The following is a 21023-nucleotide window of genomic DNA, read 5'->3' as shown; positions in this document are numbered from 1 at the left end:
CGGCTCAGCCGCTCGCGAGGAACGGGGGGACCCATGACCACGCACGACCCGTCGACCACCGTCGACATTCCCGAGATGCCCGCCCCGCAGGTACGCGAGTTCCCGGCCCGCAGCGTGGGCGGCGGCCTCGCCCTGCTGTCCGGCCTGGTCGGCCTGCTGATCGGCGGCGGGATGATCGCCGCCGCCACGGCCGTGACCGCGACCGGCGGCAAGGCCGCGCTGATCACCGGCGGCATCCTCGTCGCGCTCGCCGCGTTCCTCGCCATGTGCGGGCTGAACATGGTGGCGCCGGGCGAGGCCCGCGTGGTGCAGCTGTTCGGACGCTATCGGGGGACCATCCGCGAGGACGGACTGCGCTGGGTGAACCCCCTCACCTCCCGCGAGAAGATCTCCACCCGCGTCCGCAACCACGAGACCCCCGTCCTCAAGGTCAACGACGCCTACGGCAACCCCATCGAGCTGGCCGCCGTCGTCGTGTGGAAGGTGCAGGACACCGCGCAGGCCTCCTTCGAGGTGGACGACTTCGTGGAGTTCGTCTCCACCCAGACCGAGGCCGCCGTCCGCCACATAGCCATCGAGTACCCCTACGACGCCCACGACGAGGACGGGCTCTCCCTGCGCGGCAACGCCGAGGAGATCACCGAGAAGCTCGCCACCGAGCTGCACGCGCGCGTGGCGGCCGCCGGGGTGCGGATCATCGAGTCCCGCTTCACGCATCTCGCCTACGCTCCGGAGATCGCCTCCGCGATGCTCCAGCGGCAGCAGGCGGGCGCGGTGGTCGCGGCGCGGCGCGAGATCGTGGACGGCGCGGTCGGCATGGTCGAGGCGGCGCTCAGCCGGATCGCCGAGCAGGGCATCGTGGAACTGGACGAGGAACGGAAGGCGGCGATGGTGTCCAACCTGATGGTGGTGCTGTGCGGGGACCGGGCACCGCAGCCGGTGCTGAACACGGGGACGCTCTACCAGTGACCTCCCCCGGAGAGGGGGCGACCCCTCGGCGTCGGCCGCAGCAGCGCAAGCAGGTGCTGCTGCGGCTCGATCCGCTGGTGCACGACGCGCTGGCCCGGTGGGCGTCCGACGAGCTGCGGTCGGCGAACGCGCAGATCGAGTTCTTGCTGCGCAAGGCGCTCCAGGATGCCGGGCGGCTGCCCGGCGGCACCCAGCCACTGCCCCGGCGGGGGCGCCCCCCTGTCTCCCCGGGCTCTCCCGCATCGCCCGGCTCGCCTACGCCGTCCGGGCGCGCCGGGCTCCCCAGGAGCGCGGGGACCGCCGGCGGCGCCGGGACCGGCCGGTCCGCCGGATCCCCGGACGGGTCTCCCGAGCGCCCCGAGCCTCCCGGGGACTCCGCCGCCGGACACCCGTCGGCCTGAACGGCCCGGCTCCACCCCCGGGAACGCCTCCTCCCCCGGACGGGCGGGTCACCGGCACCGCCTCGAACAGGCCCCGTGGCGACCGGGCCCCGCAGCGGCCTGGCTCTGTAGCGAACCTGTGACAATCCGCCCCCACCTGCACGGTCGCACGCCCCGGCATCACCCGCACACGGCCCGTATACACACCGCGTATACACCGTATGTACAGTGCTCCTCATGTCCATCGGTCACACACTCCTGGGACTCCTGGAGTCCGGGCCCCGCCACGGTTACGACCTCAAGCGGGCCTTCGACGAGAAGTTCGGTCACGACCGGCCGCTCCACTACGGCCAGGTCTATTCGACGATGTCCCGGCTGCTGAAGAACGGTCTGGTCGAGGTCGACGGCATCGAGGCGGGTGGCGGCCCCGAACGCAAGCGGTACGCCATCACCGACGCCGGGATCACCGACGTCGCCCGGTGGCTCGCGACGCCCGAGAAGCCCGAGCCGTACCTCCAGTCGGCGCTCTACACGAAGGTCGTCCTCGCGCTGCTCACGCACCGCGACGCGGCCGACATCCTGGACACGCAGCGCTCGGAGCACCTGCGCAGCATGCGCATCCTGACCGACCGCAAGCGCAAGGGCGACCTCGCCGACCAGCTGATCTGCGACCACGCCCTGTTCCACCTGGAGGCCGACCTGCGCTGGCTGGAGCTGACTGCGGCACGTCTCGACCGGCTGCGAGAGGCGGTGACCGCATGAGGGCCCCCGCCGGTTCGCTGCTCGCCGCGCACGACCTGCGCAAGGCGTACGGTCCCACCCTCGCGCTGGACGGCGCCGAGTTCTCCATCCACCCCGGCGAGGTCGTCGCCGTCATGGGCCCCTCCGGGTCCGGCAAGTCCACCCTCCTGCACTGCCTCGCCGGCATCGTGCCGCCCGACTCCGGTTCCATCACCTACGACGGGCAGGAGCTGGCGACGATGAGCGACGCCCGGCGCAGCGCGCTGCGCCGCTCCGAGTTCGGGTTCGTGTTCCAGTTCGGCCAACTCGTACCGGAACTGACCTGCGTGGAGAACGTCGCCCTGCCACTGCGGCTGAACGGCGCCCCCCGCAAGCAGGCCGAGCGGACCGCCCTGGCGTGCATGGAGCGGCTGGAGGTCGACGACCTGCGCGGGAAGCGGCCCGGTGAGGTGTCCGGCGGACAGGGGCAACGGGTGGCCGTGGCGCGGTCGTTGGTGACCGGCCCGCGGGTGATCTTCGCCGACGAGCCGACCGGGGCGCTGGACTCGCTCAACGGCGAGCGCGTGATGGAGCTGCTCACCGAGGCGGCCCGGTCCGCCAACGCGGCCGTGGTGCTGGTGACGCACGAGGCGCGGGTGGCGGCGTACTCCGACCGCGAGATCGTCGTACGGGACGGGAAGTCGCGGGACATGGAGCGGGTGGTATGAGTCTGCGCCAGTGGGGCCGGGACCTGGCCATGGGGGTCCGGTTCGCCTTCGCGGGCGGGCGGGAGGGGTGGGTCCGGGCGGTGCTGACGGCCGTCGGGGTGGGGTTCGGCGTGGCGCTGCTGCTGCTGTCCACCGCGCTGCCGAACGCGCTGGCCGCGCGGCACGACCGCGAGGAGGCGCGCCTGGACTACACGTACAGCTCGGACATACCCCCCAGGGCGGACGACACCCTGCTGATCTCCGACGTCGACACGACGTTCCGCGACAAGGACGTGCGCGGGCGGCTGGTGGAGCCGGAGGGGCCGCGGGCCCCGCTGCCGCCCGGGGTGAGCCGGTTCCCGGCAGCGGGCGAGATGCTCGTCTCGCCCGCGCTGAGGCAGCTGCTCGCCGCGGACGGTTCGGCGCTGCTGCGTGAGCGGCTGCCGTACCGGATCGCCGGGAACATCGGGGAGAGCGGGCTGATCGGCTCGCGGGAACTCGCCTACTACGCGGCCGGTTCGGGGCTCGCCTCGCGCATCGACGGCTCGCGGACGGCCCGGCTGACGGCGTTCGGCACCCCGAACCCGTCCCCCGAGCAGTCGGACCCGGTGCTGGTCCTGCTGAACATCGTCGTGATCGTGGCGCTGCTGATGCCGGTCGCGGTCTTCATCGCGGCGGCCGTGCGGTTCGGCGGCGAGCGGCGCGACCGCCGGCTCGCGGCCCTGCGGCTGGTCGGCTCCGACAGCCGGATGACGCGGCGCATCGCCGCGGGCGAGGCCTTGGCCGGAGCGCTGCTCGGCCTGGCCCTGGGCGCCGTGTTCTTCCTGATCGGACGTCAGGTGGCGGGCTCGGTCGAGGTGATGGGCGTGAGCGTGTGGCCCAGCTATCTGGATCCCTCCCCCGCGCTGGCCGCGCTGGTCGCGCTGGCGGTGCCGAGCGCCGCCGTACTGGTCACCCTGTTCGCGCTGCGCGGAGTGGTGATCGAGCCGCTCGGCGTGGTGCGCGCGGCGAAGCCCGCGCGGCGCCGGCTGTGGTGGCGGCTGCTGCTGCCGGTGGCCGGGCTGGCGATGCTCTACCCGATGGTGGGACAGGGCCGTGGCGACGGCGAGTTCAACAAGTACCTCGTGGTCGGCGGTGTGCTGCTGCTGCTGGTCGGGATCACCGCACTGCTGCCGTGGCTGGTGGAGACGGTCGTCGGCCGCCTCGGCGCCGGGGGCGTGGCCTGGCAACTGGCGGTCCGCAGACTTCAGCTGAGCAGCGGTGCGGCGGCCCGGATGGTCAACGGCATCGCGGTCGCGGTGGCCGCGGCGATCGCGCTGCAGATGCTGTTCGCCGGGGTCGACGACCAGTACACCGAGGACACCGGCAAGGATCTGAGCCGGGCGCAGATGCAGGTGGCTCTCCCGGACGGCGTCCCGATGGACGCGACCGTCCGGAAGTTCACCGACACCAAGGGCGTACGGAAGGTCACGGCCCTGTGGGAGGGGTACCTCGGCGACGCCTCGTGGAAGACGGAGAACGGCCCGGACCTGGCCACCGAGCTGACCGTCGGCGACTGCGCGGCCCTGCGCGAGGTGGCGAGGCTGCCGTCCTGCGCGAACGGCGACCTGTTCGTCCTGGAAGGCGCCGAGTACTCCCTCGACGGGCCGGTGCTCAACCGGCCGGGGAAGAGGCTGTATCTGGAGTCCTCCGGCCGTGACGACGGCACGGAGGTCACCTGGACCGTCCCGGCGGGCGTCGGCGCGGCCCGCTCGGTCGTGGATCCGACCGGCAACCGGCGCGGCGGTTTCCTGATGACTCCGGGCGCGCTGCCGGAGCACCTCGCGAAGGCCGTCAGGGGTGAGCTGTACCTCTCGGTCGACGCTTCGGTCCCGGATGCCTCCGATCACATCCGCAACACCGCCGCCGCCGTGGACCCGTTGACCGTTCCGACCAGCTGGTCGGCCACCTCGGTCTCCGAGAGGTACGACTCGCTGCGCACCGGGCTGCTGGTCGGCGCCGTCTGCGTGCTGGTCCTGATCGGGGCGAGCCTGCTGGTGTCGCAGCTGGAGCAGTTGCGCGAACGCCGCAGACTGCTGTCCGCGCTGGTCGCGTTCGGCACCCGGCGCCGCACGCTGAGCCTGTCGGTGCTGTGGCAGACGGCGGTCCCGATCGGGCTGGGCCTGCTGCTGGCCTCGGTGGTGGGCATCACGCTGGGCGCGGTGCTGCTGCGGATGACGGACACGCCGGTGGGCGTGGACTGGGGAAGCGTGCTGGCGATGACCGTCGCCGGTGGAGCGGTCGTCCTGGTGGTGACGCTGCTGAGCCTGCCGCCGCTGTTGCGGCTGATGCGGCCGGACGGCCTGCGCACCGAGTGAGCGTGCGCCGCGCACGAGCCGAACGGGCCGGGGGCCCTGCCGAACGGGCGGGGCCCCCGGCCCGTTCACCGCTGCCCGGCGCGGCCCTTGCGGCGGCGGGTTCCGGACCGGCTCGTCTACCCGGCGGCGTCGCCCCTCGCGGTCCTCGGTGCGTCGGGTCCTCGGTGCGTCGTGTCCGACGCTCGTGCGACCGACTCGCGGGCCTCAGGCGCCGGTGTCGACGACGCGCACCGGCAGCGGCCGCAGCGCCTCGCGCAGGGCGGCGGCCAGCTCGCCGTACTCGGCGCCGCGGGCGGCTCCGGAGCGCATGGCGAGGGCGATCCGGCGGGCCGGGGCGGGGTCGGCGAAGCGCCCGGTGAGGAGCTGGGTGCTGCGGCTGGTCTCGACGGTGACGGCGGTGCGCGGCAGCAGGGTGCAGCCGAGGCCGCCGGCGACGAGCTGGACGAGCGTGGAGAGTCCGGCGGCCGTGGTGGTCACCGGGGCGTCCTCGCGTCCGGCCTCCCGGCAGATGTCGAGGGCCTGGTCGCGCAGGCAGTGCCCCTCGTCGAGGAGCAGCAGGTTCAGCTCCTTGAGGGCCTCGCGCGGGATGCCGTCCTGGCCGCCGAGCCGGTGGCCGAGCGGGGTGACGAGCACGAAGTCCTCTTCGAACAGCGGGAGTTCGCTGATGCCGGGCAGGCCGAGGGGGACGGCGAGCAGCAGCAGGTCGAGGCGGCCGGTGTGCAGCCCGTCGACGAGGCTGGCGGTCTGCTCCTCGTGGACCTGGAGGTCGAGGGCCGGGTAGCGGTCGTGGACCAGGCGCAGGACGGTGGGCAGGAGGTAGGGCGCGACGGTGGGGATGACCCCGAGCCGCAGCACCCCGGTGAAGGGCGCCCGCACCGCCTCCGCCTCCTCCATCAGCGCCCCGACCTCCGCCAGCACCGCCCCGGCCCGTACGGCGAGACGTGCACCGGCCGGGGAGAGCAGCACCTTGCGCGTCGTACGCTCCAGGAGGGTGACGCCGAGGGTCTCCTCCAGCGCGGCGACGGCGCCGGACAGAGCGGGCTGGCTCATGCCGATGGCGGCGGCCGCGTCCCGGAAGTGCAGGTGCTCGGCGACGGCCGCGAAGGCCCGCAACTGGGCCAGACTGGGCAGCCGCCTCTTGGCCCCCACGTTACTTACGGTCACTGATAGCCACCTCCGATCAACGTGACCGAGTGTAGCGATTTCTGTAATCAATGCACCCTGTGCCAGCATCGGGTTCGTCCAACCCATGGGAAGTGTCCGCGATCCGGACGCTTCTTCGCTGCAAGGAGAGCGTGTGCTCACTGTCGGTGACAAGTTCCCCGAGTTCGACCTGACCGCCTGCGTCTCGCTGGAGAAGGGCGCGGAGTTCGAGCAGATCCACCACAAGTCCTACGAGGGCAAGTGGCTGGTCGTGTTCGCGTGGCCCAAGGACTTCACCTTCGTGTGCCCGACCGAGATCGCCGCGTTCGGCAAGCTGAACGACGAGTTCGCCGACCGCGACGCGCAGATCCTCGGCTTCTCCGGCGACTCCGAGTTCGTCCACCACGCCTGGCGCAAGGACCACCCGGACCTGACCGACCTGCCGTTCCCGATGCTGGCGGACTCCAAGCACGAGCTGATGCGCGACCTCGGCATCGAGGGCGAGGACGGCTTCGCCCAGCGTGCCGTCTTCATCGTGGACCCCAACCGCGAGATCCAGTTCACGATGGTCACCGCGGGCTCCGTCGGCCGGAACCCCAAGGAGGTCCTGCGGGTCCTGGACGCCCTCCAGACCGACGAGCTGTGCCCGTGCAACTGGACCAAGGGCGAGGACACCCTCGACCCGGTCAAGCTGCTGGCCGGGGAGTGACCTGAGATGTCCCTCGACACCCTGAAGTCCGCCGTACCGGACTACGCCAAGGACCTGAAGCTCAACCTGGGTTCGGTCATCGGCAACTCCGAGCTGCCCGCCCAGCAACTGTGGGGCATCGTGCTGGCGACCGCGATCGCCTCGCGCTCCCCGATCGTGCTGCGCGAGCTGGCGCCGGAGGCGAAGGCGAACCTCTCGCCGGAGGCCTACTCGGCCGCCAAGTCGGCCGCCGCGGTGATGGCGATGAACAACGTCTTCTACCGCACCCGCCACCTGTTGTCGGACCACGAGTACGGCAACCTGCGGGCGGGCCTGCGGATGAACGTGATCGGCAACCCCGGGGTCGACAAGGTCGACTTCGAGCTGTGGTCGTTCGCGGTCTCCGCGATCAACGGCTGCGGGATGTGCCTGGACTCGCACGAGCAGGTGCTGCGCAAGGCGGGCGTCGAGCGCGAGGTGATCCAGGAGGCGTTCAAGATCGCCTCGGTGATCCAGGCGGTCGGCGTCACCCTCGACACGGAGGCCGTTCTCGCCGACTGACGGCGGTTCGGCCCCGGGCCCCGTTCACCCCTCGGGGTGGGCGGGGCCCAGTCGTACCCCGTTCACCCCTCGGGGTGGGCGGGGCCCTGCCGTTCCTCGCCCCCGCCGCCCCTTCCCGTGCCGTCCGCGGCGGCGTCGCTCCCGGACCCCCCTGTCGGTCCCGTCGGGGCCCCGTCCTCGGTCTCCCCCGGAGGGAGCGCCTCCGGACGGGCCGGGTGCACCGGGGCCGCGTCGAGCGCCGTCGCGCCCCGCGGCCTGGGCGCCGTCAGCGGAGCCGGTTCCCTCGAGTACGCGTGCAGGTAGCCCACCACCGTGTTCGTCACCGCCACCAGCGGTACGGCGACCACCGCGCCCCCGATGCCGGCCACCATGCCGCCGGAGGCCACCGCGAGGACCACCGCGAGCGGGTGGACGCGCACGGCGCGGCCGAGGATGAACGGCTGGAGGATGTGCCCCTCGATCTGCTGCACGGCCAGTACGACCGCCAGTGTCATCACCGCGGTGAACACGCCCTGCGTGACCAGGGCGACGACCACGGCCAGCGCCCCGGAGGCGACCGCGCCGACCAGCGGGATGAAGGAGAACAGGAAGATGAAGACGGCCAGCGGCACGGCCATCGGCACGTCGAGGAAGTAGATGCCGAGGCCGATGAAGATGGCGTCGATCAGGGCCACTATCACCGTGCCGCGCACGTACGCGGTGAGCGTCGCCCAGGCCCGCGGGCCGGCGCCCGCGACACCCGGCCGGGCGGCGGCGGGCACCAGCTTGAGGGTCCACTGCCAGATGCGCTTGCCGTCGTAGAGCAGGAACAGCGTCGAGAAGAACGCCAGCAGGATGCCGGTCAGGGCCTCCACGACGACCGTGACGCCCTCCAGTCCCGCGGAGGTGATCTCGTCGGTGTTGGCGCCGATCGCCTCGCGCAGGTTCTTGGCGATGCCGTTGATCTGCTTGTCGGTGACGTGGAAGGGGCTCTTGAGGAGCCAGCCGCGCAGATCGTCGATGCCGTCCTGGACCTGGTCGGAGAGGTTGTCGATGTTCTCCATGACCTGCCAGGTCACGAACCAGCCCATCAGGCCGATGACGACGAACCCGAGGATCGCCGTCAGCGCGGTCGCGGGCCCGCCCGGAACGCCCAGCCGCTTCAGCCGGGCCACGGTCGGTTCCAGGAGCGCGGTCAGCAGCAGGGACACCACGAAGGCCAGCACGACCAGTTGGACGGCGCTGATGACCTTCATCAGGACCCAGACGGTCCCGGCGAGCACCAGCAGCCGCCACCCCGCCTCGGCGGCGACCCGGACACCCCACGGCACGACCTGTGCGGGGTCCGGGCGCGGCGCCGGCGGCGGCAGTTCCTCGGCGGGCACCGCCTGCGTCGCGGGCGCGGCCGGCCCGGGGCCGGCCCCGCTCTCCCGGTCGGCCTCGGCCCGACGTTCGTCGAGCCGCTCCCCCATCTCGGTCAGACCGGCACCGAGCCGGCCCAGCCACCCTGGCACTCGCGACATGGTCCGCCTTCTTCCCCGTCTCTCCCCACCACTCACCCCTGGAGTCGTCGGCATAGACCGTACAGGGCGAAAGCCCCTCCCCTAGGACGGGGAGGGGCTGCGCGGTTGAGCGAGAGGCGTCGGCCGTACGGCCTAGTACCAGTGGTTGTTCTGCCAGAACGCCCAGGCGTCGCACGGGCTGCCGTAGCGGTCGTTCATGTAGTTCAGGCCCCACTTGATCTGGGTGGCCGGGTTGGTCTGCCAGTCGGCGCCCGCGGACACGTACTTGCCGGCGGGCAGCGCCTGGAAGAGACCGTAGGCGCCGGAGGAGGCGTTGACGGCCCGGTAGTTCCAGCTGGACTCGTGGTCCACGATGTTGCTGAAGCACTGGAACTGGCCACCGGGCACCATCTGCTGCGCCATCGCCTGGATCTGGGCGATCGAGTAGGAGCCCTGGACGGGGAAGTCGGCGGAGCTGCGGCTCGCGGCGGCCTTGACCTCGGCGCGTTCCTTGGCGTCCGCGGCCGCCTTCTCGGCGGCCTCCTTCTTCGCGATCGCGGTCTTGGCGGCAGCCTTGCGGGCCGCTTCCTCGGCGTCCTTCTTGGCGCTCTCGTCCGCTGCGATGGCCTGGACACTGGCCTGCTGCGTCAGGGAAGCGGTCTGCACCTGGGCCTGCTGACCCGCGGGGATGTCAGCGAGGAGCGTCGTCGAGTCGCTCGCCATCGCTTCCGCGTCGTTGGGCTGCGCGGTGCTGCCAGAGGCAACACCGACGACGCTTCCGACGGCGGTGACCGCGGTGGCCGAGGCCACTGCGAATCCCCGGACCGAGATCCGGCTCACACGGTTTCCTTCCAGCATCGCCCGCTTCGGTGACCCTGGCGGACGCAATCGTGCCCCTGAACACTGGCCTCCCAACTGCGGGGTCACGGGAGGCACGGGCCCGGTGGGCAACTCCCTGTGCGGGAGCGCCGCGTGGTGCTCGGGCGGCATACGACGAAGCTATGGAGTTGAGTGATGCCGTACCCCCGACGCCTCTGCGGCGCGGAGGTACACCAAAGGGATACACGTGTGTCGTATGCGGGGCCTGACAGGATGGAGACTCTGCCGTAACCCGACGCCGAGTGGCAATTCCGAGTTGCGTGTGAAAGCTCACATCCCGTTTCCCCCTGGGTATTTCATCGTTCGCCCACGAACGAAGGCGCCGCCCGACTAGGCTCACAGCCTTTGCCGAGCGGCGCCAACCACCTGCGGGAATCCGCGAAACGGTGCGGACCGGTCAGACGTGTCCGTCCTCCAGCATTTCGGTCACAAGGGCCGCGATCTGGGACCTCTCGGACCGGTTCAGGGTGACGTGCGCGAAAAGCGGATGCCCCTTCAGTTTCTCCACGACGGCGACGACACCGTCGTAGCGGCCGACGCGCAGATTGTCCCGCTGCGCCACATCGTGGGTCAGAACGACCCGTGAATTGGCGCCGATCCGGGAGAGAACGGTCAACAGGACGTTCCGCTCCAGCGACTGGGCCTCGTCCACGATCACGAACGCGTCGTGCAGCGAGCGGCCGCGGATGTGGGTGAGCGGCAGGACCTCCAGCATGCCGCGGGCGGTGACCTCCTCGATGACCTCGCGGCTGGTGACCGCGGACAGCGTGTCGAAGACCGCCTGCGCCCAAGGGCTCATCTTCTCCGACTCGGAGCCGGGCAGATAGCCCAGTTCCTGTCCGCCGACCGCGTACAACGGGCGGAAGACCATCACCTTCTGGTGCTGGCGGCGCTCCAGGACCGCCTCCAGACCGGCGCACAGGGCGAGCGCCGACTTGCCGGTGCCGGCCCGGCCGCCCATCGACAGGATGCCGATGTCCGGGTCGAGCAGCAGATCCAGCGCGATGCGCTGCTCGGCGCTGCGGCCCTTGATGCCGAACACCTCCCGGTCGCCGCGCACCAGCCGCACACTGCCGTCCGCCGTGACCCGGCCGAGCGCCTTGCCGCGCTCGGACTGGATGGTCAGGCCGGTGTGCACGGGCAGCTCGGAGGCTTCCGGGACGTACACGTGTCCTTCCTCGAAGAGGATGTCCACCTGCTCGCCGGGGAGCGTCAGTTCGGACATACCGGTCCAGCCGGAGGAGTCCGTGATGGCCAGTTCGGCCCGGTACTCCTCGGCGAGGAGCCCCACGGAGGACGCCTTGATCCTCAGCGGCAGGTCCTTCGACACGACGGTGACGTCGAACCCCTCGGCCTGCAGGTTGCGAGCGACCGCGAGGATGCGTGAGTCGTTGTCCCCCAGGCGGTAGCCGGTGGGCAGCACGCTGGGGTCCGAGTGGTTCAACTCGACACGGATGGTCCCGCCCAGCTCCCCGATCGGGATGGGGGCGTCGAGACGGCCGAACTTCACCCGGTAGTCGTCGAGCAGGCGCAGCGCCTGCCGGGCGAAGTACCCGAGTTCGGGATGGTGCCGCTTGGCCTCCAGCTCGGTGACCACGACGATGGGGAGCACGACCTCATGCTCCTCGAAGCGGTTCATGGCGTGCGGGTCGGCCAGCAGGACGCTGGTGTCGAGAACGTAGGTGCGCCGGTCTGGCTTGTGGCGCTTTGTGCTGGTCACCACGGAAGGACGTACCCCCTCGGATGAGGTCGGGGAGCGACGGAGTGGAGCTGGACCGGAATTCGGCCGCTTGCACGGGCCGAGAACCGGCCCTCCGCTGCCTCCGTGCGGACCGCACGATCGGGCTGGTGCAAAGGGCCTCCCGGGCGGACGGCCCCGTGCCGTCCGCTGAGATCCGACACCCGTGGTTCGGGCGTCGACCTGCTTGGCTTATGCCCTCGAACGTGCGCCGCCATGCCACGGCATATGACGGCGAGCCGATGAACTCCGTGTTACTTCCGCCCCGAACCGGGGTAGTCGGGGGGTTTTCGGGGTGCGGACGACGCGCGGAGAGGTGTGGCCGGAAGCGGCGGCGGGGGGTGGCCGGAGGTGGCGGGGCGTGGCCGGAAGCGACCCGGCGGGGCGAGGCTGGAAGCGACGGCGGGGCGAGGCCGAAAGCGACCCGGCGGGGCGAGGCCGGAAGCGACGGCGGGGGCGGGGCTGGAAGCGGCTGGCGCCAAGACGCGGGCACGGCGACCGGGGCGGCACGCGTACGGCCGGCCATCATGTGCGTACGGCCGGCCGAGTGATGTGCGTGGAGCCGATCGTCCATGTGCGTACGGCCGGCCGTCGTGCCGCTGGTGCGGTCAGCCGCCGAAACGCCGGTGCCTGGCCTCGTAGTCGCGCAGGGCGCGCAGGAAGTCGACCTTGCGGAACGCGGGCCAGAACACGTCGCAGAAGTAGTACTCGGAATGAGCGGTCTGCCACAGCATGAAGCCGGACAGCCGCTGTTCGCCGCTGGTACGGATCACGAGGTCGGGGTCGGGCTGGGCGCCGGTGTAGAGGTGGCGGCCGATCATGTCGATGTCGACGGACTCGGCGAGGTCCTCCATCGAGACGCCCCTGTCCTGGGCGTCGAGGATCATCGACCGGACCGCGTCGGCGATCTCCTGGCGGCCGCCGTAGCCGATGGCGACATTGACCAGTATCCCGTCGATGTCGGCGGTGGCCTCCTCGGCCTCCTTCAGCGTGCGCTGCATGCCGGCCGGGAGGAGGTCGGGGGTGCCGACGTGGTGCACACGCCAGCGGCCGTCGGCGGCGAGGGTGCGGACGACGTCCTCGATGATGCCGAGGAGGGGGACCAGTTCTTCCTTGGCGCGGTCGAAGTTGTCCGTGGACAGCAGCCAGAGGGTGACGACCCCGACGTCCGTCTCGGAGCACCAGCCGAGGAACTCCTCGATCTTGTCGGCACCCGCCCGGTGACCGTGCACGGTGGTGGAGCCCGCGGCCTTGGCCCAGCGTCGGTTGCCGTCCATGATCACGCCGATGTGCTTGGGCACCTGAGCGTGGTCCAGGTGGCCTTCCACCCGGCGCGCGTACAGCCTTACCAGCAGGCCGCGCAGCTTGTCGCGCAGGTTCACGTGAATGTCAGCCCCTCCGTGCGGTGGCGGTCCCCGCGGGCGGCAGCCTACCCCGACGGGAGCGGACCGGGCCGGGCGGGGTGCGGGCGCGACTTCCCTGCGGCGGGGGGTGCGGGAGCGCCTGCCGGAGCGGCGTGCTGTGCGGGCACGAAAAACGGGCCGGTCCGTGGGGGGGATACGGACCGGCCCGAGGGGGGGATCCCACCATAACCCTTCGTGAGGGATGCCGCGTGCATCGGCGCGCCACAATTACTCTCCGGAGCCGCCCGACGACGGGGCGGTGGTCGCGCCGGGTGCGATTCACAGGTGGTTCACGGCCGAGAGGTGGCGGAATCCCAGGTATGCGGGGCATGAAACCGGTGAAGCGGAGGCTATCGCGCCGATTGAGCCCCGGCCGGCCGACGGAGCACCCGTCCCCCCGACGGGCTATCCCCACCCGCACGTCCGCTTGACGCGGCACGTCACCGCGCAGCCCCCTCCACCGCGCGGTGACGCCCGCGCAGCTTTGCTGGCGCGAATTGCCTGGCTCCGAATTTACCGGAGGCGCGACGAGGTCCGGACCAACTGCGATAACGATGTGGAAACCGTGTGGAGATGACGGGGTGGCGATGGGGCGGTGTGGGCGATTGAGGAGGTAATGCCTGATTGGCTCGGCTCATGGGTCCGGGTGCGTCAGGTGGGGGGCGTGGCTTTCGGGTTCGTTCCCGGATTCGGCGGCCGCAAAGAGGGCGCGGACTTCGGGAGGAGGCCAGGGACGCGCGGGGGGCAACGGGTCGGAGGGCGAAGGCCGTTGAAGGAAACGGACGGGGGCAACAGCCGTTGAAGGAAACGGCCGTGAGAACAGCGGCCGGTGAGAACAGCACCCCGTGGAACGGCGGCCGTCGACTCGGGGCTGCGTCGGCCGCGCGGGAGTGCGGCGCGGGTGCCTGGGGCTCGGGTGCCTGGGGCTCGGACGGCAGTTCGGTGGAGGTCGGGGGCGGTCGCGTGCGGTTCACCGCTAGGGACTGCCGGCCTGCGGATCTGCGGGTCTCCGGATCTGCGGGCCATGGGGGGTCGGGGCGGCGGACGCCGGGCCGGCTATCGGACCCGCCTGCGGGCGTTCACGAGGTGGCGGGTGCTGTGGGCCACGAACGGGCCATCGGACTCGATCCGCTCGTGCAGGGACCGGAGTTGAGCCTCGTACCGCTCCACGCCGAACCCTGGCACCATCCACACCACCTTGCGCAGGAAGTGGACGACGGCGGCGATGTCGTGGAACTCGACGCGCAGCCGTTCCGCCCGCAGGTCGACGATCTCCAGCCCGGCCGCCTCGGCGTCGGCGCGCTCCCGGTCGGGGTGGCGGACGGCGCTCACCTCGTCGGGCAGCGGCCCGAGGAAGTGCTCGACCAGCTCGAAGACGCTTCGCGGACCGACGTGCTGGGCGAAATAGCTGCCGCCCGGTTCGAGGACGCGCGCGATCTCGGCCCACGGCGGCCGTACGGGATGCCGGCTGGAGACGAGATCGAACGCGCCGTCAGCGAAGGGCAGCGGCTCGTCCTCCGCGACGGCGACCACCGCGACGCCACGGGGCCCCAGCAGGGCGGTCGCCTTGGCGACGTTCGCCGGCCAGCCCTCGGTGGCGACCGCGAGTACGGGGGCCCCGGGGGCGGCCCGGCCGAGGGCGAAGTCCAGGACCTCCCCTCCCCCGGTCTGCACGTCCAGGGCGGCGCGGGCACCGGCCAGGCGCCCCGCCAGGGACACCGCGTACCCCCAGGAGGGCCGTGCCTCGGTGGCCCGTCCCTCGAACCAGGAGAAGTCCCACCCCTCGGTGGGCACGGCCTCGCCCTCGGCGACGAGGTCCTCGAAGGTGCGGGGCCGGTCGTCGCCGTTCCCGGACTGCCGCTGCGGGCTGCTCACCGTGGCCGCCACCCTCACTTCACCAGGGGACGTACGTCGTCGCCCACGAAGCGGATGAAGCCCTCGGGGTCGGGCTCGTCGGCGGTCGGGAGGAGGACGACCGTGTCGGCGCCCGCCTCCGCGTACCGCTGGACCCGCTCGGCGACCTCGGCCGCGTCACCGGCCACGCCGAGGCCGGGCACCTCGGTGAGGCCGGTCGTGACCAGTTCGCGCTGGAGGCGGGCGGCGGCGCCCTCCCCGGTGGCGGCGAAGAGGTAGACGACGAGCTTGTGCGAGGCGGCGTCCCGGCCGGCCGCGGCCCTGCCCTCCCGCACCAGCTTCCGTGCCTCGCGTACGCCCTCCGGTGCGAAGGACTCGTTGAGGACCGTGCCGTCCGCGACCTCACCGGACAGCCGCAGGGTGCGCGGGCCGATCCCGCCGACCAGCACCTCGGCCCCGCCCTGCGGCGGCCAGTCGAGAGCGACGTCGTCGAGCGTGACGTACCGCCCCCGGGTCGTGATCCGCTCTCCGTTCAGCAGGCCGCGCAGGGCGAGGGTGTACTCGCGCAGCAGGGTCAGCGGGGAGGCGGGGCGGGCGCCGACCTGGCCCATCCAGTCCTGTACGCCATGGCCGATGCCCAGGCTGACCCGGCCCGGGAACATCCGGTGCAGGGTGGCGGCCTCCATCGCGGTGACGGCGACATTGCGCAGCGGCACCGGCAGCAGGCCCACACCGATCCGCACCCGCTCGGTCCAGGCGAGCGCGGCCGCGGCGGCCGAGATCCCGGCCTCCCGGAAGCAGTCCTCGAAGACCCACAGCTCGTCCAGTCCGGTCGCGTCCGCGAGCCGGGCGATCGTGCGGAGCCGCTCCGGGGGCAACTGCGGGCGGAAGATGGCGCCGAGTTCGGTCATGATCCCTTCCTATCCGGGTGTCCTCGCCCGGACAACCCCTTTACGTCATCGCCGAGTCGACGGCTCCTCGGGCCGTGGGTGTGGGCTACTCGCGCCGGTGGCTCAGGAGGACGACGCCGTTGCCGAAGGTGCGGGTCTCGACGAGACGGAGGCCGGCCGGGGCGGAGCCCTCCGTGAACAGCGGGGTTCCGCCGCCGACGATCACTGGATCGACGTAGATCCGGAACGCGTCGACGAGCCCCTGCCGCAGGAAGGCGGCGGCCAGGTGCGCGCCGCTGAGCACCAGGGGACCGCCCGGCTGCTCCTTGAGCGCGCGCACGTCCTCGGGGACGACGTCCGGCACGACGGTGGTGTTCCAGTCGGTGCGCTCCCACGTCCGCGAGTACACGAGCTTGGGCTTCTCCCGCCAGATCTCGGCGAACTCGACGATCGTGGCGGATGCTTCGGGGTCCTGGTCGGCCGTGGGCCAGAACTCGGCCATCAGCTCGTGCGTGACCCGGCCGCTCAGGAAGGCGCCGGCCTCGCGGAGGGTGTCGTTGAAGTGCTGGTGCAGTTCCTCGTCGACGCGATGCCAGGAGATGTCCCGGTCGGGGCCCTCGATGTACCCGTCGAGGGAGACGGTCGCGGTCAGGACGACGTCGCGCATGGTCGGTGCTCCTTGCTGGTCCTCGGATCCCTTGCCTCACCGTGCCATGGAGGGGGGCGTGGCGGGGGCGGGACGGGGATACGGTCGTGGCGTGGCGTGGGGTCAGGGGCGGGTTCCTGGGGGCGGGTTCCTGGGGCTTGCCGGGGCTCGCGGGGTCGGTCGGCTGATCGGAGTGGGGGATGGGGCGGCGGTTTCGGGACGGGCGGGGGCGGCTGGTCGTGCCGTTTGAGGCTGGTGAGGCGGGCAAGGTCAGCGGGGCTGGTGAGGCGGGCGGGGCCGTCGGTGAGGCGCACGAGGTCGGTGGGGTTGGCGAGGCTGGTGAGGCCCACGAGGTCGGTGGGGGCGGGGCGGCCGTGAGGGTGCCGCTGGAGATCGCGGCCTCTTATCGCGCCCGGACGAAGGGGCTGCTGGGCCGGGATTCGGTCGAGGGCGCGATGCTCCTCACGCCCGCCGGCAGCGTCCACACCTTCGGCATGCGGATGCCCATCGACGTCGCCTATCTGGACCGCCACCTGACGGTGCTGTCCGTCCGGACGATGCGACCGGGACGGTTGGGCCGACCCCGGCTGCGGGCGCGACATGTGCTGGAGGCGGGGGCGGGCGTCATGGCGGGGTGGGGAGTGCGGGTGGGGGTAGCGGTCACGGTGGAGGCTGAGGCGGATTTCGGCCACTCTGTGTGAGGAGCCGCTTCGGAACGTCACCCTTGGTGGTTAGAGTCACCGGTGGGACATCGGGTGTCGGCGGTGTGGCTCGGAGGACGGCGCTGGGTTGCCGGGCGGGAGGCTGGGCCGACGTCAACCGCTGCTGCCCTGCCCTGTCCCGGCCGAGCCCTGGCCGCCGTCGCGACACCTGCTTCGCGCCACTTTCCCGGTGGCCGACGTGCTCGTAGCGACCGCGCGTTGCCAGGGAAGCCCCAGCGAGCAGCACCACGACTGGTCACAAGGAGGTTCCCCGCATGGCGTGGGAGGAGTGGGAGCAGGTCAAGGCCGCCCCGGGGCATCAGGCCGGCCCTGCGCGGATGCGACTCGACCAACTGCCGGCGGACCAGGGTGCGAGCGGCGGAGCCGGGGACCTGGTGGTGTCCCAGGACGACCTGGGCGCGGTCGGCCACGACGCCTACCTGCTGTGGGACGAGCTGCGCACGACAGCGGACATCGCGGGCGCGGGTGCCGACAAGAGCGGCGAGGGCTCCACTGCCCGGGCGGCGAGTGCGCTGACGTCCCACGGCTTCGCCATGGGAGCGGGGCTGACGAAGACGGTGGAGATCTGGACCTCCCAGGCGAAGTCGGTGCTCCAGGCGTGCGCGCACATCTCCAACCACCTCGACTACACCAAGAAGCTGCACGCCGAGGATGACGCGAAGATCGCCGCCCAGACCACGGCGATCGACGGTGGCGCGTTGTCCGTGTCGGTCCTGAGCAAGTACTTCCAGTAGAGGGACGAGGCTGTGGCGCTCACGTACGCGGACCTCATCGAGGTCGATCTGGCCAGACTGGGCTCGGCCGTCGCCGACTGGGACAGCACCGTCAAAGGGCTGAAGACAGCGGCTGAGAACGCCCGTACAGGCATGCTGGCGAAGTCGAACGCGGCGCGCTGGGCGGGGGTGAACGCCACGGTCACCCGGGGGTTCGTCGCGGAGACGGCGAAGGAGATCGCCGACCTGCACACGGAGGCCGGCAGCATCCATCACGTCCTCGACGACGCCCATAGCGAACTCGTCTCGCTGCAGAGACAGATCAGAGCCGCGCAGGCCGAAGCGCTGAAGTGGGGCATCAGCGTCCAGGAACACGGTGACGGCACCGTCCACTGCGTCTACCCGCACGCCCAAGGCGATACGGACGCGCGCACCAAGGAGGAGAAGGAGGCCAGGGCCGAACTGGAGGGCCGGATCAACCGCATTCTGGCCCATGCCTCCGAGATCGACGTGTCCGTCACCCGCGCGTTGAGCAAGAGCCACGGCAACGACGCCCACAACGCCGGGCACAGCTCGTACAAGTCCCTCGACGACGCCCAGGCGGAGCGGGCGGCCGAACTGGCCCGTCTCGGACCCGAGATGAGTGACAAGCAGTATCTGGAGCTGAACTCCATTCTGCAGTTCAACGCCAGGGATTCGGATTTCTCGACGGACTTCTACAAGTCGCTCGGCGGTCCGAAGGAAGCGCTGGAGTTCTACGGCCGCATGTCACTGGACGGCACGGTCGGGGACGACAACGACCGGCTCGCCCTCGCCCGGCAGCTCCAGAAGAACATGGGCCTCGCCCTGGCGTCCGCGACCGACCCCGACAACCGGTCACATCTGCCGGCGAGCTGGTCCACGGAGTTCCGCAAACTGGGCACGCAACAGATCCCGCTCCAACCCGCCGGCAGCGCCCCGTACGGCTACCAGCTCCTGGGCGGGATGCTGCGCTACGGCACCTACGACGCGCGGTTCATCAACCCCATCGCGGAGCACATCGTTCAGTTGCACCGCAAGGACCCCTACCGGTTCATGGGCAACAAGCCGATGGCCCCTGGAAACGACCTCGACTGGGGCTTCAACCCGTCGGGAAGGAACGGCGCCGGCTACGACCCGCTGACCAGCGTCCTGGAAGGCCTGGGTCACAGCCCCGAAGCCGCGAAGAAGTTCTTCACCGACGCCCCGACCGTGTACAGGGAGGACGGCACGGTCGATACGAATGCGACGCTCGGTGACACCAACTTCTACTTCGACGAGTTGAACAGGACGGACTTCGCATGGGCCCCGGACAGCCTCGCCCACGCCGGCAGTGACGAGGCGAAGCACATGCGCGAAATGGGCCCCGACGCCCTCGGTCACGCGCTGGAGGCCGCGACGACGGGGGCGGCGTGGGATGCGGATCCGCCGGTGCTGCGCCGGGACGAACAGACCTGGAAGGTTATGGAGGAAGTGGTACATCGCTACAACGTTGCCTCCGAGGACGGGCCGCTGCCCGAGGTCATGAAGGACAGTTTGGCCCGCATGGGCGCCGCGTACATCGACGACCTGAACTACTCACTCATGGATTGGGGTGACACTGGCGACGAGTTGGGCCGTCGCCGGATCTTCGGCGACAGCAGCGACGGTTCGGAGCGTCGGGCCTTCGAGATGGCAGATGCACGAAACTTCATGATGCTGGTCGCTGGGGACGAAGAAGGTTACCGGACCATGTCCGCTGCCCAACAGGTCTACACGGCGAGCGGGCTCGCCTCCCACGAGGACAATCGCGACGACGGACTCGCCTTCGCCCACAATTCAGCCAAGGCCAACGGAATCCTCGACGAGTCCAGGGCGCACCAGATCCGCGAGGACTTCAAGAACGACGAGGGTGCCAAGAACCTAGAGATGGGCAAGCAGGGAGAGTGGCGCAAGACCCTGATGAGTGGTGTCGTCACGGCTGTTGCCGCCGGCGGGACGGCATTGGTTCTTGGCCCGGCCGCGGGCATCGTGGCAACCACCACCGTTCCTGTCCTGCTGGGAACAGGTGCCTCCACGGTCAGCACGGCCTATGGCAACCACACCATGCAGTATATGGAGGACAGTGCATACAAGAACGATGCGGAGGCGCTGCGGGCGGTGCAGGGCTTGGAGGACGTCGGCGAACACGGTGCCTGGCTACCCGTCTACAACTACGCCAACCAAATCGGCATGACTCAGGCGGAGATACTCGATCTCAACCGGCAGATTGAGGGTTCGTATGGGGACGGGAAAGACGCCATCTCGGACGCGGAGAAGGTGTCGCAGTGAGCTTTCCTGGAAGGACGTTCCCGGCCCTCGGAGCGGTCGTCGCGATGGTGGCCCTGGGGTCCGCCTGTTCCGGATCCGGAGGGGACGAAGGCCGAGACAGGAGCGATGACTCGATCGGCTGGAAGACGTGCAACGCGCTGTTCGGTACTGACAGGATTGACGCGCTGCAGAAAGAGTTCGGGGCAGGGACTCTGGAAACTTTCAATTACAAACCGCTGGACGAGCTGACGTCCAACTGGGTCGATCTCGCACGCTCTTGGAAACCCGGCGAGAACGCACACTTCGCTTCGTTCCCCTGCCAGTTGGGCATCGACGGAACAGGCAAGCGATTCTCCTCGGTTGTGAGCTGGTCCCTCTTCGCACTGGAGTACACCAAGTTCAAAGACGGCTGGAAATCGATGGGAAATAATCAGTACGTCCGTCGCGAGGAGAACGGCCTGCATCTGACCGCGGTGTTCCCCTGCAAGATCAAGGGATCTCACGAGGACCAGGAAGCCGAATTGTCTCTCGAAATCGAGACAAGAATAAGAAATGTGCCCGGTTTCGACACGGAACTGCTCAGTCAGATGACCGCCCAGCTCGCTCGCACCCTGACGGACGAACTGCCGTGCGCCAATGATCCCAAAATCCCACATAAGTTGCCGAACAGCGAGTGAGTCACCCCGAACCCCGTCGTGCGGGCGGAGAACGTACCGAGACGTTCAGTACGCGGGTTGATCCACGCCACACGCACCGAATGTCCGGGACCTATCGGCCCGCCTGACCCTGGACCTTCTTGTAACGGAAGCTGCAAGCGCGGCCGTGGCGAGGAGGCCGGCAGTTCGGTAGGATCACCGCTGCCGTC

18 protein-coding genes and 1 pseudogene are annotated in these 21023 nt (G+C 70.6%); 11 read left to right on the top strand and 8 right to left on the bottom strand.

The genetic code is table 11. The features are described from left to right. The first annotated feature begins 33 nt into the window (after positions 1-33). The 5 genes and pseudogenes from ACFYO5_RS19020 (at position 34) to ACFYO5_RS19000 (ending at position 5133) form a co-directional block, all read left to right on the top strand. Positions 34-969: an SPFH domain-containing protein gene (locus tag ACFYO5_RS19020; protein ID WP_356570138.1), complete on the top strand. Its 936-nt coding sequence runs from the start codon at positions 34-36 to the stop codon at positions 967-969. Then, a pseudogene (locus ACFYO5_RS19015) lies at positions 915-1217 on the top strand (hypothetical protein); the annotation flags it as partial. The gene ACFYO5_RS19020 and the pseudogene ACFYO5_RS19015, both read left to right, overlap by 55 nt. Positions 1218-1586: 369 nt before the next feature. Continuing rightward, entirely contained in the window at positions 1587-2111 is a 525-nt protein-coding gene (locus ACFYO5_RS19010; protein ID WP_388709917.1) for a PadR family transcriptional regulator, read from the top strand. Next, positions 2108-2797, top strand: coding sequence for an ABC transporter ATP-binding protein (locus tag ACFYO5_RS19005; RefSeq protein ID WP_388709915.1), 690 nt, complete (start codon positions 2108-2110; stop codon positions 2795-2797). Before ACFYO5_RS19010 ends, ACFYO5_RS19005 begins: the two co-directional genes overlap by 4 nt. Continuing rightward, positions 2794-5133 carry an ABC transporter permease gene (locus ACFYO5_RS19000; RefSeq protein ID WP_388709913.1) on the top strand — a complete coding sequence of 780 codons (2340 nt, stop codon included), beginning with the start codon at positions 2794-2796 and terminating at the stop codon, positions 5131-5133. Before ACFYO5_RS19005 ends, ACFYO5_RS19000 begins: the two co-directional genes overlap by 4 nt. Positions 5134-5337: 204 nt before the next feature. Here the strand turns inward: ACFYO5_RS19000 and ACFYO5_RS18995 are convergent, their stop codons facing one another. Beyond that, positions 5338-6282, bottom strand: coding sequence for a LysR substrate-binding domain-containing protein (locus ACFYO5_RS18995; RefSeq protein WP_388709911.1), 945 nt, complete (start codon positions 6280-6282; stop codon positions 5338-5340). Between the two features lie 148 nt (positions 6283-6430). On the opposite strand from ACFYO5_RS18995, the gene ACFYO5_RS18990 reads away from it, so the two are divergent. Both ACFYO5_RS18990 and ACFYO5_RS18985 read left to right on the top strand, forming a co-directional pair. Continuing rightward, positions 6431-6985 carry a peroxiredoxin gene (locus ACFYO5_RS18990; RefSeq protein ID WP_356560063.1) on the top strand — a complete coding sequence of 185 codons (555 nt, stop codon included), beginning with the start codon at positions 6431-6433 and terminating at the stop codon, positions 6983-6985. Positions 6986-6991: 6 nt separating this feature from the next. Next, positions 6992-7525, top strand: coding sequence for an alkyl hydroperoxide reductase (locus ACFYO5_RS18985; protein ID WP_388709909.1), 534 nt, complete (start codon positions 6992-6994; stop codon positions 7523-7525). Positions 7526-7587: 62 nt separating this feature from the next. Here ACFYO5_RS18985 and ACFYO5_RS18980 read toward each other — a convergent pair whose 3' ends face one another. The 7 genes from ACFYO5_RS18980 to ACFYO5_RS18950 form a co-directional block, all read right to left on the bottom strand. Beyond that, positions 7588-9027 carry an AI-2E family transporter gene (locus tag ACFYO5_RS18980; protein ID WP_388709907.1) on the bottom strand — a complete coding sequence of 480 codons (1440 nt, stop codon included), beginning with the start codon at positions 9025-9027 and terminating at the stop codon, positions 7588-7590. A gap of 132 nt (positions 9028-9159) precedes the next feature. Then, positions 9160-9864 (bottom strand): transglycosylase SLT domain-containing protein, encoded by a 705-nt coding sequence (locus ACFYO5_RS18975; protein ID WP_356560066.1) that lies wholly within the window; start codon positions 9862-9864, stop codon positions 9160-9162. A 418-nt stretch (positions 9865-10282) separates the two neighbouring features. Then, a complete protein-coding gene (locus ACFYO5_RS18970) occupies positions 10283-11608 on the bottom strand; it encodes a PhoH family protein (RefSeq protein ID WP_388709904.1) in 1326 nt (441 codons plus the stop codon). 623 nt (positions 11609-12231) lie between these two features. Next, on the bottom strand, positions 12232-13005 hold the full coding sequence (locus tag ACFYO5_RS18965; RefSeq protein ID WP_388709902.1) for an isoprenyl transferase: 774 nt from the start codon (positions 13003-13005) through the stop codon (positions 12232-12234). Positions 13006-14082: 1077 nt separating this feature from the next. Next, a complete protein-coding gene (locus ACFYO5_RS18960; protein WP_388709900.1) occupies positions 14083-14901 on the bottom strand; it encodes a methyltransferase domain-containing protein in 819 nt (272 codons plus the stop codon). A gap of 14 nt (positions 14902-14915) precedes the next feature. Next, positions 14916-15791: an LLM class flavin-dependent oxidoreductase gene (locus ACFYO5_RS18955; RefSeq protein ID WP_388709898.1), complete on the bottom strand. Its 876-nt coding sequence runs from the start codon at positions 15789-15791 to the stop codon at positions 14916-14918. Between the two features lie 85 nt (positions 15792-15876). After that, positions 15877-16437 carry a dihydrofolate reductase family protein gene (locus ACFYO5_RS18950; protein ID WP_356560071.1) on the bottom strand — a complete coding sequence of 187 codons (561 nt, stop codon included), beginning with the start codon at positions 16435-16437 and terminating at the stop codon, positions 15877-15879. Positions 16438-16616: 179 nt separating this feature from the next. Between ACFYO5_RS18950 and ACFYO5_RS18945 the strand changes: the two genes are divergently transcribed. From ACFYO5_RS18945 to ACFYO5_RS18930, 4 genes are all read left to right on the top strand, one after another. After that, the gene (locus ACFYO5_RS18945) at positions 16617-17117 is read left to right on the top strand and encodes a DUF192 domain-containing protein (RefSeq protein ID WP_388709896.1); all 501 of its coding nucleotides are present in this window, start codon (positions 16617-16619) and stop codon (positions 17115-17117) included. A gap of 275 nt (positions 17118-17392) precedes the next feature. After that, positions 17393-17872 carry a hypothetical protein gene (locus ACFYO5_RS18940; protein WP_388709894.1) on the top strand — a complete coding sequence of 160 codons (480 nt, stop codon included), beginning with the start codon at positions 17393-17395 and terminating at the stop codon, positions 17870-17872. A 12-nt stretch (positions 17873-17884) separates the two neighbouring features. Then, a complete protein-coding gene (locus ACFYO5_RS18935) occupies positions 17885-20179 on the top strand; it encodes a hypothetical protein (protein ID WP_388709892.1) in 2295 nt (764 codons plus the stop codon). Next, positions 20176-20835 carry a hypothetical protein gene (locus ACFYO5_RS18930; protein ID WP_388709890.1) on the top strand — a complete coding sequence of 220 codons (660 nt, stop codon included), beginning with the start codon at positions 20176-20178 and terminating at the stop codon, positions 20833-20835. The genes ACFYO5_RS18935 and ACFYO5_RS18930 overlap by 4 nt, the downstream gene beginning before the upstream one ends. Positions 20836-21023: the final 188 nt, after the last annotated feature.

Origin of the sequence: Streptomyces sp. NPDC006259 (genome assembly GCF_042870975.1) — a bacterium.
Taxonomy (GTDB): Bacteria; Actinomycetota; Actinomycetes; order Streptomycetales; family Streptomycetaceae; genus Streptomyces.
This window is presented reverse-complemented; position numbering and strand designations above follow the sequence as displayed.

What these genes read in the sequence shown, in the direction of transcription:
- ACFYO5_RS19020 (WP_356570138.1), top strand. Translation starts at nt 34, where the DNA reads ATGACCACGCACGACCCGTCGACCACCGTCGACATTCCCGAGATGCCC.
- ACFYO5_RS19010 (WP_388709917.1), top strand. Translation starts at nt 1,587, where the DNA reads ATGTCCATCGGTCACACACTCCTGGGACTCCTGGAGTCCGGGCCCCGC.
- ACFYO5_RS19005 (WP_388709915.1), top strand. Translation starts at nt 2,108, where the DNA reads ATGAGGGCCCCCGCCGGTTCGCTGCTCGCCGCGCACGACCTGCGCAAG.
- ACFYO5_RS19000 (WP_388709913.1), top strand. Translation starts at nt 2,794, where the DNA reads ATGAGTCTGCGCCAGTGGGGCCGGGACCTGGCCATGGGGGTCCGGTTC.
- ACFYO5_RS18985 (WP_388709909.1), top strand. Translation starts at nt 6,992, where the DNA reads ATGTCCCTCGACACCCTGAAGTCCGCCGTACCGGACTACGCCAAGGAC.
- ACFYO5_RS18980 (WP_388709907.1), bottom strand. Translation starts at nt 9,027, where the DNA reads ATGTCGCGAGTGCCAGGGTGGCTGGGCCGGCTCGGTGCCGGTCTGACC.
- ACFYO5_RS18975 (WP_356560066.1), bottom strand. Translation starts at nt 9,864, where the DNA reads ATGCTGGAAGGAAACCGTGTGAGCCGGATCTCGGTCCGGGGATTCGCA.
- ACFYO5_RS18955 (WP_388709898.1), bottom strand. Translation starts at nt 15,791, where the DNA reads ATGACCGAACTCGGCGCCATCTTCCGCCCGCAGTTGCCCCCGGAGCGG.
- ACFYO5_RS18950 (WP_356560071.1), bottom strand. Translation starts at nt 16,437, where the DNA reads ATGCGCGACGTCGTCCTGACCGCGACCGTCTCCCTCGACGGGTACATC.
- ACFYO5_RS18945 (WP_388709896.1), top strand. Translation starts at nt 16,617, where the DNA reads ATGGGGCGGCGGTTTCGGGACGGGCGGGGGCGGCTGGTCGTGCCGTTT.
- ACFYO5_RS18940 (WP_388709894.1), top strand. Translation starts at nt 17,393, where the DNA reads ATGGCGTGGGAGGAGTGGGAGCAGGTCAAGGCCGCCCCGGGGCATCAG.